This is a genomic window from Steroidobacter gossypii, from assembly GCF_016801985.1.
In the GTDB taxonomy this organism is placed as follows: domain Bacteria; phylum Pseudomonadota; class Gammaproteobacteria; order Steroidobacterales; family Steroidobacteraceae; genus Steroidobacter; species Steroidobacter gossypii.
The window spans coordinates 301150-320129 of the sequence record NZ_JAEVLS010000004.1; the positions used below are offsets into that span (position 1 = coordinate 301150).

Annotated in this window: 6 protein-coding genes; 1 reads left to right on the forward strand and 5 read right to left on the reverse strand. The window is 64.4% G+C overall.

The window, feature by feature from the left end:
• Positions 1-180 precede the first annotated feature (180 nt).
• A complete protein-coding gene (locus tag JM946_RS18420; protein WP_203168821.1) occupies positions 181-2751 on the reverse strand; it encodes a PemB family protein in 2571 nt (856 codons plus the stop codon).
• A gap of 283 nt (positions 2752-3034) precedes the next feature.
• Here JM946_RS18420 and JM946_RS18425 point away from each other — a divergent pair, with 283 nt between their 5' ends.
• Positions 3035-5782 (forward strand): tetratricopeptide repeat protein, encoded by a 2748-nt coding sequence (locus tag JM946_RS18425; RefSeq protein ID WP_203168822.1) that lies wholly within the window; start codon positions 3035-3037, stop codon positions 5780-5782.
• Here JM946_RS18425 and JM946_RS18430 read toward each other — a convergent pair.
• From JM946_RS18430 to JM946_RS18445, 4 genes are all read right to left on the reverse strand, one after another.
• The gene (locus JM946_RS18430) at positions 5769-6485 is read right to left on the reverse strand and encodes a helix-turn-helix transcriptional regulator (RefSeq protein ID WP_203168823.1); all 717 of its coding nucleotides are present in this window, start codon (positions 6483-6485) and stop codon (positions 5769-5771) included. The genes JM946_RS18425 and JM946_RS18430 overlap by 14 nt on opposite strands.
• Before the next feature lie 200 nt (positions 6486-6685).
• Positions 6686-15571 (reverse strand): two-partner secretion domain-containing protein, encoded by an 8886-nt coding sequence (locus JM946_RS18435; protein ID WP_203168824.1) that lies wholly within the window; start codon positions 15569-15571, stop codon positions 6686-6688.
• A gap of 38 nt (positions 15572-15609) precedes the next feature.
• On the reverse strand, positions 15610-17361 hold the full coding sequence (locus tag JM946_RS18440; RefSeq protein ID WP_203168825.1) for a ShlB/FhaC/HecB family hemolysin secretion/activation protein: 1752 nt from the start codon (positions 17359-17361) through the stop codon (positions 15610-15612).
• Between the two features lie 26 nt (positions 17362-17387).
• Positions 17388-18977, reverse strand: coding sequence for a formylglycine-generating enzyme family protein (locus tag JM946_RS18445; protein ID WP_203168826.1), 1590 nt, complete (start codon positions 18975-18977; stop codon positions 17388-17390).
• Positions 18978-18980: the final 3 nt, after the last annotated feature.

Consider the following 18980-nt stretch of genomic DNA (forward strand, 5'->3'; position numbering starts at 1 on the left):
GAAATGGATGCTCACTTCCGAGCACCGCGCGCGACGCTGAACGGAAGCGGTCAGCTGTTGGAAGAGATCTTTGGCGGATCACGCATTGCGCAGTGAACGCTATTTTTGTGCGCGCGAATTGTCAACCAAGGATCACATTGTGGGACTGCTACATACATTCGTCCCACAACGTGGGCCAGGTCACCGTGGCTTGAGGGCGACCTCGACCTTCTCCAATACCGTTCGGTTCCCAGCCGATGCCGTCCCGGTGAATTGAAATCCGAAACCACCGAGGCTGCTGGAGACCTCCGGCAGCTTTGCACTGAGGTGAACTTCGTCGGGTAACTGGTAACTTTGCTGTGCACTTGTCTGCGGGGATCGAGTACTCACATCCGCCGAGAGCACGTTGCCAACCAGCTTCAGCTCAACATGAGCACCGGGCATGAAGACGGAGCTCTCGACATAGCAATCCGGGAAGATCGTCCGCACGCCGTTGACGTACTCGCTCAGCGAAACTCGTGTGGAGTTGCCGGACGATGCAATCGGCTGGTTGCCATTCAGCGGGTCGCTGGACAGTCGCTCGAAGCGTAACGCGTACCCCGTGCGAGACACGGGATCCCACTTCAGATAGATCTCGAGATACTGATCCGTCGCACTACCGAAGCCTTGCCCTCCGATCTTCTCCGGCGTGAGGCTCAGCGATAACGACATATCGGAGAACGGGCCGCGCGGCTGATAAAGCAGGCGCGCGCCCTGAGTGGTGGTGAGCAGCCCGGGGACGCCCGCTGCCCCGTCTCTATCGCCCACCACATAGGTCCATGGCTGCGCAGCCGACGGTGTCCAGGGCTGGCTCACATCGGACGGCTTGATCGTATCCGCATACCACACGTCGCTCTGGTTGAGCGCGTGCCCGTTCCAAGTGATATTCGCGAAGTCAGTGGCGATCACGAACGGCTCGGCGACATCCCCGCTCGCAATCGCTCTGGAGGTGGCTACCTCCACCGAGCGATCGGCGGCTTTGCTGAACTGATACCTGGGCGTGATCACCGCCGTCAGGTAACGACCGATATCGCCGCCGCTCAAACGATAGTTCTTGTAAGGAACATTGAGTGTGCTGACCGCGACCTCCACGGCCTTGTCGCCGGGAGCGCTTCCTCGGTACCACGTGATCGTGGACCAATCGGTGAACTCAGGATGGTCATAGGCGATCCGCAGAGCGGCCGTGTTCTGGCCGATCTCGATGGAAGGCTTGCCCACGACCACGGGCGCGGCGACCGTCCGAGGACGGATGTGCAACGTGACCTGGGCCACCAGACCATTCGGCGCAGTGGCCGTCACCACTGAATCGACGATCCTGCCGTTCGCATTCGGCCTGGCCCGCAGATGCAATCCGCCATCCCCAGCATTGCTCAAGTCAGTGAACAAAGACTCGTCGTACTCGAAGCGCACGGCATCGCCGGAAAAGAAGTTCTCGGGCTCGAACCTCGGCGTGATCACGACCTGATTCGCCGGGTCGTCCGACGCCAGGGTGGTGACATCGGCGCTCAGCGTCATCTTGAATGCGGTGTCGCGCTGGTGCTGCTGGCCGGAGGGGTTCCAACCGTCGCTGCCCTTGAGCAGGTTATGCACGTTGTACTCGTTGCCGACTTTGAAGATCTCGAGCGCGGGGCCCGCCAGTGTCTGTGTGACCCGAGGATGGCGTGGATCGAACACGACCGGCGTGCCGTCCTCGTACACATTGTTGTAAACGTAGTGCTTCACGTCCGGTCTCTGATTGTTCTCCCAACGGATCTCCTGCTTGCGGCCCTTGAACACGTTGTCGATCAGTGCCCAATGGCCGCCGCTCTTGGCCCACCAGAACGCCGGGCTGTCGTTGTGAAAGTTGAAAGTGGAATTGAGGAATACGGCCAGCGTCGAGGATCCGCCGTAGGAAGGATGGCTGCCATGGAAGTCGAAGGTGCAGTTTTCGAAGACGTTGATCGAACCGCTGGCGATGGCGTCGTCGGTCAACTGGAAATAGGAGTTCCTGTAATAGGCCCGCACCGGCCGCATGGCGATCAGGTTCAAGAAGCTGACGAAGCGCACGTTCTCGAAATACATGCGATCCACCGGACCGCCCGCCGACGTGATCGTCTGCGCCTGCACCCTCGCATCGCTTCGTCTTGGAACGTTCTGCGACGGATCTCGCGGGAACACCAGATCGACCGAAGTGTAATTGCCGATCGTCAGGTTATAGGCGGAAAAGCGGGTGCCGACGCCTATCACGTTCCAGTTGCCGTTCGAACCCATGGTCTGGCCACGGTTGCCGGCGATTCTCACGTCATCCGCATTGCTCGTGAGACCCTTGAAGGTCAAGCCCGCCTGTGGAAATGAAATGCCGATGAGCCCCGGATGTTCGGGCGTATTGGCGTCGTGCGGATCCTTGTAGTCGTCGGTCCAGTAGACGCCCGGCGCGAAATTGACGGTGGTTCCAGCGGCGATTCCGGCCGCCGCGAGCTCCTGCAATGTTTTGAACGTCAGTGCCGTTCGCCTGGCTTCATCCAGGTAGGCATCCACGATCACGTTGGTGGGCGTCAACTCGAGGAACCGGGCCGTGAGCACCAGATCGGACTCGACGACATCATGCGCGAAGTCCCACATGTGGCCCCGCTCGTCGATGAACCAGCCGACGAAGTAGGCGTTGCCGCCCTTGCGCGGAACCGCCGGCGCCTCCAGCAGAGCTCGATGGTCGACCGCCACCTGCTTGGCGTCGCCAGCAACCACGTAGGTCACAGAATGTCGAGTCGGCGGTGTGACTGCCTCGTTGGCGCGACAACCGGCCAGAAGGGCAAACACAAACGCGATGAAGACGCCGGGAAGCCTCGTCCAGGCCGATCGATGACAGGTCATCCTTGGCAAGATACCCGAGCCTGCCCCGGGTTGCCCAGGTCAAAAACCGCGACCCGCGCGCTGCAGATGGACACAAAGCTGCTTATGATGCGCGCTGTTCCGGCCACAGCAGCGTAGACATTCATATGACTCGAAGACCGGCGGCGCTGGATGACTGAGGATTGACGTGGGGTACGCAGATCAGCGAAACAACGCAGATACGGCGCAGGCAGGCGACACGCCGAGTTTCATCTGGCGTTTCGCGGACGCCGAGCTCGATGAGGCCAGCTGGCGCCTGAGCGTGCGCGGCCAGCCGATCGAGCTGGAGCCGCGTCCATTGCAGGTTCTTCGGGAGCTGCTCCGGTCCGCCGGCGAGGTGGTGCGCAAAGATGAGCTGGTGGAGGCGGTCTACGGCCATCAGCATGTGACCGATGGCGCACTGAATCAGGCCATCAGCAAACTGCGCAGCGCGCTCGGCGATCGCGATCAGACCATCATCGCCACCGTGCACCGTCTGGGCTATCGGCTGGCGGCGCCGGTGCAGGTACGGGTCGCGTCCAGCGCTCAGGCCCAGCCGGTCACCCTGCAGGTCGGCGGCACGTTGCCGAAGCGCGATCAATGGGAGTTGAGCGAGCCGCTCGGCTCCAACCGCGGCATCGAGGTCTGGCTCGCGAAGCACCGCAAGCTCGGGGAGCAGCGCGTCTTCAAAGTCAGTGTCGACGGCGCGCGGCTGTCCTGCCTCAAGCGCGAAGTCACGCTGTATCGCATGTTGAGCCAGCAGCTCGGCGAGCGCGACGACTTCGTCAAGGTGCTGGACTGGAACTTCGAGCAAGCTCCTTTTTATATCGAATGCGAGTTTGGCGGCGCCGATCTGCTGCAATGGTGGCAGGCGCAGAACGGTGCGATCGGCGTGCCGCTCCAGCAGCGCCTGCAATTGGTGGCGGCGGTCGCCGACTCCATCGCCGATGCGCACGCGATCGGCGTGCTACACAAGGATTTGAAGCCCGGCAACATCTTGATCGAGGCGGCGGGCGACGGCAGCTTCCGCACGCGCGTCGCCGATTTCGGTAGCGCCCATCTGCTGCATCTGGACCGTCTGGCCCAGTTCGGCATCACGCAACTCGGCTTCACCCAAACTCACACACAAATGGCGAGCGGCGGCACGCCGCTGTATCTCGCGCCGGAAGTGATCGCGGATGGCAGCGCCACTGCCCTGTCGGACGTCTACGCGCTCGGCGTCGTGCTGTATCAACTGGTCGTCGGCGATCTGCGCAAGCCGCTGGCGCCGGGTTGGGAGCGCGATGTTCCGGACGAGGTCCTCCGAGGTGACATTGCCGCGGCGGTCGACGGAAACCCACAACGCCGCCTGGCATCGGCGCGCGAGCTTGCGCAGCGTCTGCGCCAGCTCGATGCGCGCCGCGAAGATTTGCGCGCTCAACAGAAGCTGCGCGAAAGCGCCGCGGAGACGGCGCGCCAACTCGATCGGCTGCGCGCGCGCCGGCCATGGGTCCTTACTGCGGTCACGGCACTCTGCCTGGGCCTCGCTCTGGGTGGGTGGTTCTATGTAGACGCCCTGAACTCCGGGCGCGAGGCCCGCGAGCAGGCAGCAATCGCGCAGGCCGTCACCGATTTCTTCAGCCGCGAAGTGCTATCCGCAGCCGCGCCTTACGAGGACATCGAGAAGTCGAACACACCGACAGTGCGCGAGGCAGTGGACCGCGCGCTGAGTCGCGTTGGCGAACGGTTTCGCGATCAGCCCGCGATTGAAGCCGCGATCCGCGCGACGGCCGGTGAGGTCTATGGTGAGTTGACGGATCTGCAGGCGGCGATCGATCAGGATCGCAAGGCGCTGGAGCTGTTCCGCGCCAGCCTCGGGCCCGATCATCCGCGCACCCTGCAGGCGCAGTACTGGCTGTCGCAGGATCTCACGGAGGCTTCGCGCTTCGCTGAGGCCGCGCAGCTGATCGCCGAAGCCGATGCGATGCGCGCCCAAATCGACGCCGACCCGCGAACGCTGTTCGCCGCCCATCGCGCGCGTTGCTATCACGAAATCTTGACCTCGGACTACGAGCGCGCAGTCGGCGACTGCGAAGCCACCCTCGCGAGCCAGCGCCAGCTCGATCCGAACGATCAAACCGCGTTATTCAAATGGCTCGCCAATCTGGCCACCCTGCATTCGCGCATGGGTCGCTTCGAGCAGGCCAATCCGCTGTTTGCCGAAGGGCTCGCGACCTTGCGCAGGGACGGCTCGGAGGACAGCCTGACGGGCGCCCGCTTCAAGAATCTCTATGCCATCAATCTCGTGCTGGAGCGCCGCTACGAACAAGCCGAGCCGCTGCTTCGTGAGGCATATGAAACAATGGTCGCGCACAACCCCGCGAATCTTTATGCGCACGAAACACTTGGGCTACTGGCGGTTGTGTATGCGCGCACCGGTCGGCTGCAGGAAGCCCTCGCGGCCAGCCGCACGAGCTACGAGAACTATCTGCGCGACGCCGGCGCCGATAGTCACTTCACGGCGCTCGCCGAGGGCCTGTTGGGGCTACACGAGTGCGAGGCTGGCGAGTGCGACAGTGGGATCGCACATCTCGAGTCAGCGCGAACGCGGCTGGGTCAACAACTCGGCGAACAACATCCACAAACGCAGCGGCTGCAGTTCTTCCTGGCCAGATCGCTGCTCAAGGGCAGGCGCCCGCCCGAGGCCGTCGAGCCTCTGCTCGCCACGCTCGACGCCGAAGCGCTCGAAACCGCATCTCCGGAGCGCGACTGGGCGCCGCGCCTCGATCTGTTGCGCGGTCGACTGTTGATCGCCAAAGGTCGAGACGCCGAGGCAGCGGCACTGATCGAGCCGGCCTTGGCTCGCCTTCGGCAGCTCGGCTCGGCGCAGACCGAGGTAGTCGCGGCGGAACAGGTGCTGGCACTCAGAGATCGTTGAGACGCGCGACCAGCTCGGCTTGGCGGCTAACGCCGAGCTTGGCGCAGATGGTCTTGATTTGTGAGCGCACCGTGCCGACGGCCACGCCTCGGGCCGAAGCGATCGCCTGGGGCGTCTCGCCCGCCCCGACTTGCATCGCGATCTGCGTCTCCGCCGCCGTGAGGCCATAGGCTGCCTGCACGACCGCAGCTCGGCGCTCGTTCGGCACCCTCGTCCCTCGCACGATGACCAGTACGCGCGGAGCGAACTCCGTTTCGAACTCCCGACGAGGCAACGAAACGACTTCCAGCACGAGCGGTGAAGCTTCGATGCGGCCACCGCGCACCACGATCATCCGGCGCCTCGGGTTGGCGACCCCGTTGTCGGCGAATGCCGCAGCCGCAATCGCGTCATCGAGCGCCTGCGTTTCCGCGGGGTTGTCCGTGCAGAGGCGCACCGATTTGAGGCATAAGGCGGCATCGGTCCGCACCAGCGCTTCCGCCGTGGGCGTGAGCGACAGCACGCTTCCCGCCCCATCGCAGACGAAGGCCGCAAGCGAGAGCGCTTCCATCGCGCCGGTGAGAACGGCAGCGGCCTCGGCGGCCATCTGAGCCCGCACGGCGGCCGGCAAAGTCGGCGTGACGCGGACGATGACTTCACGTTCCGCGCTCGAGGGCTGCTGCACGGAATGGCGCGCCGAGCCGTCACGCAAGTCTGTGAACATATTCGCTAGCCTCTGGAGCCGTGGTGTCAAACGGGGCGGAATCCCGTGTCCCGCAACCCGATCAACCGTAAGCCCAGCAGCGGCGCGAATCCTCACGGAGTTCTCACCGATTCATCACGGCGCGCGAATGGCGCGCGCCGTCAGCTTTTGGTCACCTCTGTTGTCCCTCCATTGCAAACTTCACCCAATTGAAGTGGGGGTCAGCAGTCCGGCGTGCTGCTCTCCTCATCCCGCTGATCGGCCGGCAGGCACACCGACGGCTCCAACGTGCCGAACAGGCTCACGTCCGGATCGTACGAGCCCCAGTCGATATCGAGCCCTGTCTCCAGCGTCCCGGTCTGGCTCTGCAGGGTCCTCACCAGCGTCTCCGCCGGCGATGTGAACTGGATCTCACCCAGACCCTGGAATTGATTGAAGCCGGCCAGCGCGGCGAGCGCGCTCTGGGAAGCGAACTGGTTCAAGGTCGTGTTCACGCCCGCGGTCGGCGATACTGCCGGGGCGCGACTCGGATCGTCGGGGTCGATGCTCTGTGGCACAAACAGACGCAGACTGTTGCCTGCGCCGAGCTGGAACTCGATAGCGTCGGTCGGGCTGCCGATCAGCCCTCCGGTGGGATCGGTCGTTCCGGCACGCAACTCGGCCGCGCGCGCGGTCACCGGGCCCGCGCCCGGAGCGGCGAAGATATTGCGCCCCGCTGCGAGCAGCAGCCGGTCGCTGGCGCTCACGCGGTTGAGAATCAGATCGCCGGTGCGGGTGAGCAATTCGATATCGCCGGCGTCCCCGCCGGAGGCCTGCACGTTCACGCTTTGCAAGCCATCCGCCTCGTCGATGAAGATGCCGCCCCCGGTCGTGGTGGCGCTCAGTGTTGCCACCTCCGTGTCCAGTCGCCCGCTGCTGTTCAAGGTCGTGCCCGACAGCGTCGACGCAGCGCCGATCGAGCGCGCATTGAGCGTCAAGGCATTGGCAACCAGGCGAGTGGTGTCGTCCCCGTCGTCGGCGATCGCACCCGATGTTGCCGTGAGCGTGACGGCGTTGGAGGCGCTGACGGTATTCACGACGATGTCGCCAGTAGCGCTGGCCACGTCGATGTCACGCGCGGCGCTCACGTTCACAAGCGTCAGACCGTTCTGCTCACTGATGTACACGTCGCCCGTGCTCGCCACGGCGTTGAGTGCATCAATATTTGTGTTGAGCCGTGCGTTGCTCGCGCCGATCGTAGTGGCTGCAACGGTGAGCGTGCGGCCGGAGACCAAGTGACCTGCAGTGCCGGAGATCGCCCCTCGGCTTGCAGCCGTTCCTGCCGTCAGCGTGACATCACCGGCGCGGCCGTTCACCGAACCATTCAAGGTGATTCCGCTGCCAGCGCCGCCGGCCGTCAGCGTGACTCCATCACCGTTGGCCGCGGCGACAGTGAGCGAGCCATTGCCCGTTTGCACATCAACGGCGCCTCCGATGGCGTTCGCGGTCAAGTTCAACGCGTCTGTTTCGGCGATGAAGATGCCGCCGTTGGTGCTCGTCGCATTGATCGAGGCGACGGTCGTGTTCAAGCGCGCGCCGCTGGCGCCGATCGTGCCGCCGGTCATGGTAAGCGAGTTGCCGGTGATGCGAACTCCAGCGTCTGCGACGATTGCGCCGCCGCTCTCAGCCGTTCCGGCTGTTAACGTCACATCGCCCGCGCCGGCGTCAACTGCTGCATTCAAAGTGATGCCGTTGCCTGCTCCCCCAGCCGTCAGCGTCACGCCGTTGCCAGTAGCTTGCGCCACCGTGAGCGCCCCGTTAACGGTGGCGACGTCCAAGGCTCCGCCGCTTGCGTTCGCCGCGAGGTTCACTGCGTCCGCTTCAGTGATGAAGATGCCGCCCCCGGTGGTCGATGCATTGATCGCGTCGACGTTCGTGTTCAAGCGCGCGCCGCTGGCGCCGATCGTGGCGCCGGTCATGGTGAGCGAGTTGCCAGCGATGTGATTGCCGACGCCTCCAACGATCGCGCCACGGCTCGCAACTGTTCCCGCGGTTAAAGTCACATCGCCCACGCCGGCGTTCACCGGGCCATTCAAAGTGATGCCGCTGCCGGCGCCGCCCGCGGTGAGCGTCACACCGTTGCCGCTGGCGGCAGCGACAGTGAGCGAGCCATTGTTCGTTTGCACGTCGAGCGGGCCGCCGATCGCACTGGCATTCAGATTTAGAGCATCCGCCTCGATGACGTAGATTCCGCCGTTGCTGCTCGTGGCATTCAACGAGGCAACGTTCGTGTTCAAGCGCGCGGCAACCGAGCCGATCATCGAGCCGGTCGCGGTGAGCGTGCCACCGGTGATCTGATGCCCCGCGCCCTGGATGATCGCGCCTCCGTTTGCAGGCGTTCCCGCCGTCAAAGTCACATCGCCCGCGCCCGCGTTCACCGCTCCGTTCAGAGTGATGCCGTTGCCAGCGCCGCCAGCGACAAGCGTTACTCCATCGCCCGTGGCCACATCCACGTTGAGCGCACCGTTGGTCGTGCGCACGTCCGTCATTCCATTGGTCGCGTTCGCGGTCACATTCAACGCGTTCGCTTCGGTGATGAAGATCCCACCGTTCGTGCTGGTTGCATTGAGTGCATTCACATTCGTATTCAAGCGCGCCGCGCCTGCGCCGATCGAGGAGCCCGACATGACCAGCAGGTTGCCGGTGATCTGATTGCCTGCGCCCGCGACGATCGCCCCACGGCTTGCAGGCGTGCCCGCGTCAAGGAGCACATTGCCGGCGCCGGCATCCACAGCGCCATTGATAGCAATGCCGTTACCGGCGCCGCCCGCTGCAAGCGTCACGCCGTCACCAGTTGCCTGAGTCACCGTGAGCGCACCATTCGCGGTGGCGACGTCGACGGCGCCGCCGCTGGCGTTGGCCGTGAGGGTCAATGCATCCGATTCGCTGATGAAGATTCCGCCGTTGGTGCTCGTTGCGTTCACCGCGGCAACCGTCGTGTTCAAGCGAGCGGTGCTCGTGCCGACAGTGGAAGCGTTCGCGATGAGCGTATTGCCGGTGATGTGAGCACCGGCGCCCGAGACGATGGCGCCGCGACTCGCGACAGTTCCCGCGGTCAATGTCACATCGCCGGCGCCAGCGTTTACCGCGCCATTCAGTGTGATGTCGTTGCCTGCGCCGCCAGCGATCAGAGTCACGCCAGTGCCGGTGGCCGAGGCGACGGTTAGCGATCCATTCGTAGTGCGAACATCCGCCGCCCCGCCGGTCGCGTTCACCGTGACTGCAAGCCCGTCTACTTCGCTCACATACACGCCACCGCTCGTGGCGGATGCCGTGAGCGTATTCACCTGGGTGTCGAGCGCATTGCCAGCGTCGCCAAGCGAGGCTCCGGAGAGCGCTGCGCTATTGCTCACGATGCGGGTGGCATTGTCGCCGTCATCGGTGACCGCTCCGCCCGCAGTGAATGTGATGTTGCCGTTGCCGACGTCGAGCGTGCCCAATGCCACGCCGTCGGTTTCGTTGACCGTCAGATCGTAATCATTTTCGAGGCTCGCGCTCAGCCGAGCGACGGTCGTGTTCAAGATCGTTGCGCCGCCGGCGGCGCCCGAGCGGAAGTCGAGGGTTCCCGCCGAGAACGAGAGCTCGCGTGGATTTGCATCATTGTCGACCACATCGGTCGCGCCACGCACCAGTAAATGATCCACCGGCTGATCGGTGAAGCCGATGCTCGCAGGCACCGTGAGCACGCCGCCCGAGCGCAGGCCGAGCTGGGTGGTGTTGTTGCTGCCAACATTGATGGCGCCAGGCGCAAGACCGCTGACATTCAGATCACCCGCCGACTGCAGCACGATGGCGCCCGCACGGTTCGATCCGCTGCCCAGCGTAATTGCGCCGGTGGACAATGTCGGCGCGCCCGAGAGGTTGAGATTGATCTGACCGTCGGCGTTCGTCACCGTTGCAGTCAGCGCGCCGTTGGTCTGTACGTCCAGCGACGATCCCACATCCGCATCGTTGGCCGCGTCGAAGTCCACGACCGTGCCGATATTGCTCGTCGCGCTCAGCGACACGTTGCCGCCGGAGATCACGGTCGTGTCGTCGTCATCATCAACAAGGGCGCTTCCGCTCAACGTCACTGCGCCGCTTGCGCTGATATTGCCGACCACAACGTTGCCGGCTGCCGCGCTCAGCGACACCGTGTCCTGCGCGGACACATCGTTCGCTACGATATTGCCCGTCGTGCTGGTCACGACGACGTCGCCGCCCGCGCCGCCCGCGCTGACGTTGGTCAGCGTCAGGCCATTCGCCTCGCCGATGTAGACGCCCCCGTTTCCGGCCGTCGCCGACAACGAGTTCACATTCGTGTCGACCTGGCCCGTGCTGCCGGCTGCGCCGATCGCGCCGTTGGCATTCAATGTCAGATTTCCAGTCACGACGATACGCGTGCTGTTGTCGCCATCGTCGACGATGGAGCCCGTCGCAGCGGTCAACATGGCCGCGTTGGTCGCGGTGATGTTGGAGACCTCGATGTCGCCGCCTGCCGCGGTCAACGACACCGTGTCCGCCGCCGTCACGCTGGTGGCTACGATATTGCCTGTGGTGCTGGTCACGATGACGTCACTACCAGCGCCGGCCGCGCTGACGTCGGTCAGCGTCAGGCCATTCAACTCACCGATGTAGATGCTGCCCGCGTCCGCTCTTGCGGTCAGCGAAGCGGCGTCGGTGTCGATCTGGCCCGTGGCACCTGTTGCGCCGATCCCTGCGCCAGCGTCTAACACCAAACTTCCCGTGACGCTGATCCGCGTGCTGTTGTCACCGTCGTCCAGGATGCTGCCCGTCGTGGCCGTCAACGTCGAGTTGCTCGAGGTGATGTTGGAGACCACGACGTTGCCGGCTGACGCGGTCAATGACACCGTACCCGCCGCGGTCACGCTGTTCGCTACGATATTGCCCGTCGTGCTGGTCACGACGACGTCATTGCCAGTGCCGACCGCGTTGACGTCAGTCAGCGTCAGGCCGTTCGACTCACCGACATAAATGCTTCCCGCTGTGGTATTGGCGGTCAGTGCAGCGACGTCGGTATCGATCTGACCGTTGGCGCCAGCAGCGCCGATCCCTGTGCCGGTTAGAGTGGCCGTGGCCGCGGCGATACGAGTGGCATTGTTCGCGTCGTCCCTGATGTAGCCGGCCGAAGCGGCCAGGGTCACCTCATCCGTTGCGCTGATGGCGCCGACGGTGATATCGCCTGTGGTGTTCGTGACGTGCACGTCGCTACCTGCGCCTGCCGCGCTGAGGTTAGTCAACGTGATGCCGTTGGCCTCGCCGATGTAGATGCTCCCGCCGCTGGCACTTGCAACGAGCGAGTTGACGTCGGTGTCGATTTGATCAGTCGCCCCCGCCGCGCCGATCGCGGCATTGGCATTCAGCGTCAGCGCTGAGGCGGAGATGCGCGTGGCATTGTCACCATCGTCGACGATGGAACCTGCGGTGGCTGTCAGAGTCACTTGATCGGCCGCAGTCACGGTGTTCACGACGATGTCGCCCGTGCTGCTCCTCACGTTCACATCGCCGCCTGCGCCGGTCGCGTTAACGTCACTGAGAGTGACGCCATCGGCTTCGCTGATATACACGCCACCAGCGTCGGCCTCGGCCGACAACGAGGTCACAGCGGTATCGATCGCACCGTTCGCGCCCGCGGCGCCGATGGAGGTGCCCGCGCTCAAGTTCAGAACTCCGGCGCTGATACGTGTGGCGTCGCTGTTGTCGTTGGTGATCGCGCCGGTCGTGGCGGTCAGCGTGACGGAATTCGTCGCGGTCACGTTGCCCACCACGATGTCGCCCGTCGCGCTGGTCACAACGATGTCGCTGCCGGCCGCGAACGTGGTGGCGCTGGTCAGCGTCAGGCCGTTCAACTCGCCGATGTACATGCTTCCGACACTGGTGCTGGCAGTCAGCGAAGTCACGTCCGTGTCGATCTGACCGGTCGCGCCGGTGGCGCCGATCGTGTACGCACTCAACGACAACGCGCGGCCGGAGATGCGAGTCGTATTGTCGCCGTCATCGACGATGGTGCCGGAGCCTGTGGTCAACGTGACTGCATCCGCTGCATTCACCGTGCCCACGATCATTTCACCGGACGTGTTGTACACGTACACGTCATTGCCAGCGCCCGCCGCAGTGATGTTCGTCAGCGTGAGGCCGTTCAACTCGCCGATATAGACGCCGCCCGCGCTCGCGGTGGCCGAAAGCGAGGTCACGTCGGTATCGATCTGTTCATCCGCGGCGCTCGAACCGATGGCCGTGCCGGCAGTCAGTGTCGCAGTTTGAGCTCTGATGCGAGTGGAGCTGAAGGTGTCGTCGGTAATCGAACCCACGGTGGCGCTCATCGTCACCGAATCCGCCGCAGTCACGCTGCCAACCACGATGTCGCCCGACTCACTGGTCACATGCACGTTGTTGCCAGCGCCCAAAGCGCTCACATTGTTCAGCGTGAGGCCATTGAGTTCGCCGATATACACGCCTCCGTTTGAGGCCGTGGCGATGAGCTCGGTCACGTCCGTATCGATTTGACCATTCGCAGTGCTCGCGCCGATCGCAGTGCCGCTCAACGTCAACGTAGATCCCGCGTAGATGCGCGTAGTGTCGATGCCGTCGTCCACGATCGAGCCCGTCGTGGCGGTCAGCGTGACCGTATCCGTGGCGCCCACCGCGCGGGCGACAATGTTACCCGTTGAACTGGTCACGACGAGGTCGCTGCCGGCGCCGGCGGCTGTCACGCTGGTCAGCGTGATGTCGTCCGACTCGCCGATGTAGACACTGCCGCTACTGTTGACGCCGAGTGAGTTCACGCTTGTGTCTATCTGCCCCGTCGCAGTCGCCGTGCCGACGCCTGCGCTCGCACCCATCGTCAATGTTTGAGTGGTGATGCGCGTCGTGTTGTCGTCGTCGTCGAGGATGGAGCCTGCGCTCGTGACCAGAATCACCTCGTTCGTGGCGGACACCGTTCCCACGACGATGTCACCGGTCGTGGATGTCACGTTCACGCGATTGGTCGCGCCAGCCGAGCTGACGTTGGTGAGGGTAAGGCCGTTGAGCTCGCCGATATGGATACCGCCGTTAGAGGCGGACGCAGTCAGGGACGTGACATCCGTGTCGATCTGTCCGGTCGCGCCCAGTGCGCCTATCGCGCTGCCGGCGTTCATCGTGAGAGCGCCGCCAGTGATGCGCGTCGTATTGTCGCCGTCGTCGAGCACCGAGCCGGTGGCCGTGAGATTCACGGCGCCGGCGCCCGCATTCAGTGTTCCGACCGTCAGCGCTCCACCGGAAGCGGCGGTGATCGCATTGCCGGACACGGTGCCAAGCAATTGCATGCTGCCGTCGGAGTTCAATGTAACCGCGGCATTTCCCGCGGAGAGCGTCACACCGGACGCGAGCCTCAGCTCACCCCTCGGTGCGTCATCGCCATTCGCACCCGTTGGCGTCGCGGCGTCATCACCTGCAGTAAACTCGATCACGCCGTCGTTGGTGCGAACGTCGGCGTTGATGAAAATGTCATCGCCCGCCTGGAAGATCAGTCCGCCGCCCGGCGTGGTGCTCGCGCTGCCGTCGATCGCATCGGTAACGGTGATGTCGTTGTGCGCCTGGAGCGTGACGGTGGTGCCGGTATCCAGGATGTCCGTGATGGTGCTCGGGGCGATGGTGATGTCATCTGCCGCGTCTTCAGCGAACGCGTAGTCGTTCGCGGCGCCGTCGTCGCCCGTGTCGCCAGCGAGATCGCCCTCGCCCCCAGTTGCGATGATGATGTTTCGTGGATCGAGCAGCAGCTCGCCGGCGAATCCATTCGCAGCTGATAAGTTGGCGGAGCCGCGGAACAGTAACGTTTCCTTGCCTGACACTTCGGCAAAGCCGCCGTTGCCCGACAACGCGCCGCCGCGCGCGGAGATGGAGCCACCGAAGCGAGTGATCTCATCCGCCCAGACGATGACGCGGCCGCCGTCGCCATGAAGTCCGGCATCCGCGAGAATGCTCGCGTCCGAGCTCACATAGGTGCGCGCGGCATTCATCACGCCGGGATTCTTGCCCTGGTAGTCACCGCCGATCAGCGCAGTACCGCCATCTGTCGCGCCTGTAACGTCAACACGCGCGGCGCCGAACAGGCCAACTTGTTCGCCCAGCATCTCGACTCTGCCGCCGCTGCTCACATCATCGCCAGCGGACGCATCGAGAACGCCGCTTGAACGCACGGTACCGCCCGCACCGATCAGACGAATCGTTCCACCGCTGTTGTCGATCCGCGCCGCGCGCACCACGCCGGTGTTGTTGACGAGATTTGCAAACACGTCGTCGACTGCTCGGGCGGTCAGCAGCACCTGGCCGCCGTTCGCCTGGATGACGCCGGCGTTCTCCACCGCGGCGCCCGCGCCGGAATTGTTTGTGAGCAACTCGCCGTCCACTTCGAGCCGCAACAGGCCATCGCCCGCGAGGTCCAACGTCGCCGCGCGTCCCGCCGCGAGATTCACTGTGCCGAAGTCGGCGATGATGCTGCCGGTGTTCGTGACACGGCCGCCGAGCAAGGTGACGGAGCCGCCGTTGGCGGCCGTGATGGCGCCTTCGTTCGCGATCGCTCCGACATCCGTACGTGACGTGCCAAACGTATAGCGCCCGGTCGCCGCATCGAAGCCGATCACATCGAGCGAGCTCGCGACCAGCGATCCGACGTTGAGCTGCGCGGAGGCGCCGAACAGCATGCCGTTCGGGTTCACCAGGACGACCTGGCCGTTGGCGTCGATGCGGCCGAAGATCTGGCTCGGGTTCTGATCCAGAATGCGATTGAGCGCCACCGACGAGGAGTTCGGCTGTTGGAAGCGCACGCTTTCGTTGGCGCCCACATCGAACGTGTTCCAGTTGAGCTGCACGTGCTGCGAGGCCTGATCGATCACGGTCGTGCCCGCGGAGGGCGTCGAAATCGTGGCTTGCCCGTCCACGACTACGCCGCCGGTGGGGCCGGCGAGCGCCACCGACACCATGCTGAAGCCGAGCAGTGCAACCGCGGGCGCCGACAGGCCGGAGCGGCGACCGCAGATCATCCGCACGGCTTGCATCAGTCGCGTGTTGGCGGGCCGTTTGTTCATGGACCTAAATCCCTTTTGTTAGTTGGCGCGCGCGAGCTTCAGTAGCTGGCGCCGATGCGGAAATAGAACTGCGGGTCGCGGTCGTTGCCGACCGGGCGATTCGAGAGCGGCGTCGCGACTTCCAGGCGCGCGAACACACGACCGGGCACCGCGAACTGCAAGGCGCCGCCGGCGCCCGAGAGCTCCACGCTCTCCTCCTGTCCGGACAGCAACGGCGCATTGAGCCAACCCTTGGCGTAATCGGCGAACACCGACAGCTGCAACAGCTGACCCCACGTGTAGCTGCCAAACGCCGGACGCTTGGCGATGCCGGGCGCGCCCAGGATCAGCTCGACCGAAGCAACGCCGCCACGTTCCGCGAGCACTTCGGATACCGAGTACGCACGCACGCTATTCGGGCCGCCGAGGGAAAACTGTTCAAGCGACACGAGCGGATCGTCGCTGTACTGACCATCCACACGCAGCAGCACGGATGTGTTCTGCGTCAGCCGCTGCAGACGCTGGATCTGCAGCGAGATCTTGTCGAACTCGCCCGAGGCGCCGAAACGGCTCGCTCCGCCGACCGCCGCCGCATCGTAGTCATCCAGCGAATCGAACAGATCTTTGAAGCCATGCGTGTACGACAGCGTGAAATGGTTCATCCCGCGGAAGCGCGTATCGATCCGCTCCCACTGCGCGTCGACGCGCGCCGTCGTGAGCTTGTCTTCGTAGATGGCCGTCGGGGGCGCATCGAAGGTCGCGCTCTTCACGTTGAAGGCGAGTCCGATGCTGGCCGAACCGAGTCGGCTGCGCGGGAAGTCATGGCGATAGCCGATCTCATCGACCTGCGTTTCACCTTCGGTGTCCACCGCCACGAGGCTGGCGGAGCTAGCGCCGATCGTGTACGTGTTCGTCAGATGCAGCACGCGCAGTGAGTCGCGCGGACTGAACAGAGGGATTTCATAGTCGAGCCCTCCATACAGGCCGTGAGTGCTGCTATCGGACTCGTCCACCGCATACAGCCCGATGAGCTGCAATCGATCCGCGCGGCGCAAAGGATCGTTGAATGTGAAGACCAGCTGGCCGCGGTACTCACCCGCGAACTGCGAGCCGTGATTGTCGAGCGCCGTTTCCAGCTCGAACCGATCTTCGGACTGCACGCGCACTGTCAGTCGGCTCGTGCCCACTTCGCGCCCCGCGCCGAGCACGCCGAACGCCGTGACGCCGGGATAGTTGGTCAGCGTCAACAGCGCCGACTCAATCGAGTTCTTCTCGATGGGCTGGCCCAGCAGCGCGTCGAACGGTCGCTCCAAGACGTTCGCGCGGTAGCCGCGGTTGCCTTCGACTTGAATCTCCGCGAGCGTGCCTTCGAGCACCTGGACACTCACCTCGCCTCCGACAACCTCCTGCTCGGGCACGAACGCCTGCGCCAGGATGTAACCGCGCTCGCGATAGTACGTCGCAACCTTGCTGGCAACTTCCTGCAGTTGGTTGATGGAGAAGCCCTCGGGGGGCTGCTCGAGCCGCGCCGCCTCGAGCAGCGACGTAGCTTCCGCGATGGTCACTCCGTGCGCCGGTCTGTCGACGGCGCCCACCAGTCGAAACGCCTTGACGACGATCCGCGGTCCTTCATCCAACCCCAGCGGTCGGTCATACACGCGAGGAATGGTGAACAGATCCTCACGGGCCTCAACCTTCGGCACCGCGGGCTCCACACGTGGCAATGCGCCGCCTGGTGTCGCCGCCGGCGGAACTTGCGCGGCCGCCCGGCCCATCGCGGCGACCGCCAGGGTGACCGCCAATGCAGTCATCAATGTTCGATTCGGACGCGCCACGTTTACGGTACCTCTCGCAATACTCGGAAGCCGGTCAACGCATCACGCGTGTCGGAAGGCAGTCCCTCGCGCATCGACAGCCGAAGTTTCGCAGCGCCGTCGGCATACGATCCGCCGCGCGCCACACGCATGTTGTTGTTAGCAGATGAGCTCACGGCGGCGCCGTCGCTCGGCGCGCCGCTGTAATTGTCAGCCCAGGCGTCCTCGACCCACTCGCGCAAATTGCCGAGTGTGTGCATCAGCCGAAAATCGTTGTCGTTGAATTTTTGGCTGCGAGGCGCTGGAGCGGTGAGATTCGTCAGCATCGAATAGTGCGCGTCGGTCGGCGACAGCTTGTCGCCGCCTGGCACGAGACCAGTTTCTCCGGCCCGTGCGGCGTACTCCCACTGCGCTTCGCTGGGCAGGCGATAGCGAAATCCCGTCGCGGTCGACAGCCACTCCACATACGCCCGGGCATCCTGCCAGCTCACATTCGCGACCGGATATTCGTCGCCCGACCACGGCTGAGCGGCGCATGACCGGCCCGTGGCCTCGCAGAACGCATTGAACTCCGCCTGCGAAACTTCATGCACGGAAATCGCGAACGGCTCGCGGATCGTGACGCGATGGACCGGCTGCTCGCTCGCGGCGGCAACGCTGCCCATGTCGAATTCGCCCGCGGGAATCAGCGCGAGCTGCGGACCGTTCTTCCCCGAGGGCAAAGTGTCATAACAGAACGGACGCCGGGAGCGAGCGAGTTCGGGACGGCAAGTGCTCTGACGAGGCGCTGATGCCACCGCGGGCGCCGAGTTCGGCGCTGCCTTCGAGACAACATCGCTGTTTGTCTTGGGCGCGCTTGTGTCGGCATCCGATTTCTTCGTGCGCGGCGCAGGCGGCGCATCTGCAATCTTTACTTCTGACTGCGCAGCAGACACGGACTCGGATTCGGAAGTCCTGAATCGATTCACCGTGTCGGGCGCGGTGATACGAATCGCAGCATCCGGCGAATTCAGATCCAGCCCCACGGTAACCGCGAGCGCCGCAAGCGGGCTCGACCGCGCAGTGAGCGGTGTTTGCACCAGCGCCTGTTGTTCCTTGACGCGCTTGCGCACATCGTCGACGAAGCGTTGAAACCACGGCTCGCCCGCGACCGCGCCGATCTGCGCTTGGCCGAGCTCGAGCAATGTGACATTCAAGTGGGCGACGATCGCATCACTCCAGTCGCCGCGTTGAACGAACGGCTGCACCACGTCGCGAACCGGATTGGTCGGCGCGACCGAATCGGCGGCGACCTGCTCGTGCGGCGTCGAGGGGCGCACAACCCACCATGCGGCCGCTGCGATCAACAGCAAAGCCACCGATGCGATGATGACTCGCGGCGCTTTCGTCGGCCTGGGAGGCGGTGCGGCCAGGGTGCTTTTTCTGGTCGGCGCCGGTGCGCCCGCTGCGCGGCCGAGCGAGCGCGGCTGAGTGACCGCCATCTCGTCCATCGCATGCAGTTGCAGCGAGTCGAGCAGCGGGGCACGTAGCTTGCGATACGTCGGGAGATTGAGCCTGCCCTCGTGATGATCCCGCGCAAGAGCGCGCAGACGGGCTGCGAGATCGGCGCTCATAGG

Excerpts from the sequence above, each read along its gene's own strand:
- JM946_RS18440 (WP_203168825.1), bottom strand. The coding sequence starts at position 17,361 with ATGACTGCATTGGCGGTCACCCTGGCGGTCGCCGCGATGGGCCGGGCG.
- JM946_RS18430 (WP_203168823.1), bottom strand. The coding sequence starts at position 6,485 with ATGTTCACAGACTTGCGTGACGGCTCGGCGCGCCATTCCGTGCAGCAG.
- JM946_RS18435 (WP_203168824.1), bottom strand. The coding sequence starts at position 15,571 with ATGAACAAACGGCCCGCCAACACGCGACTGATGCAAGCCGTGCGGATG.
- JM946_RS18445 (WP_203168826.1), bottom strand. The coding sequence starts at position 18,977 with ATGAGCGCCGATCTCGCAGCCCGTCTGCGCGCTCTTGCGCGGGATCAT.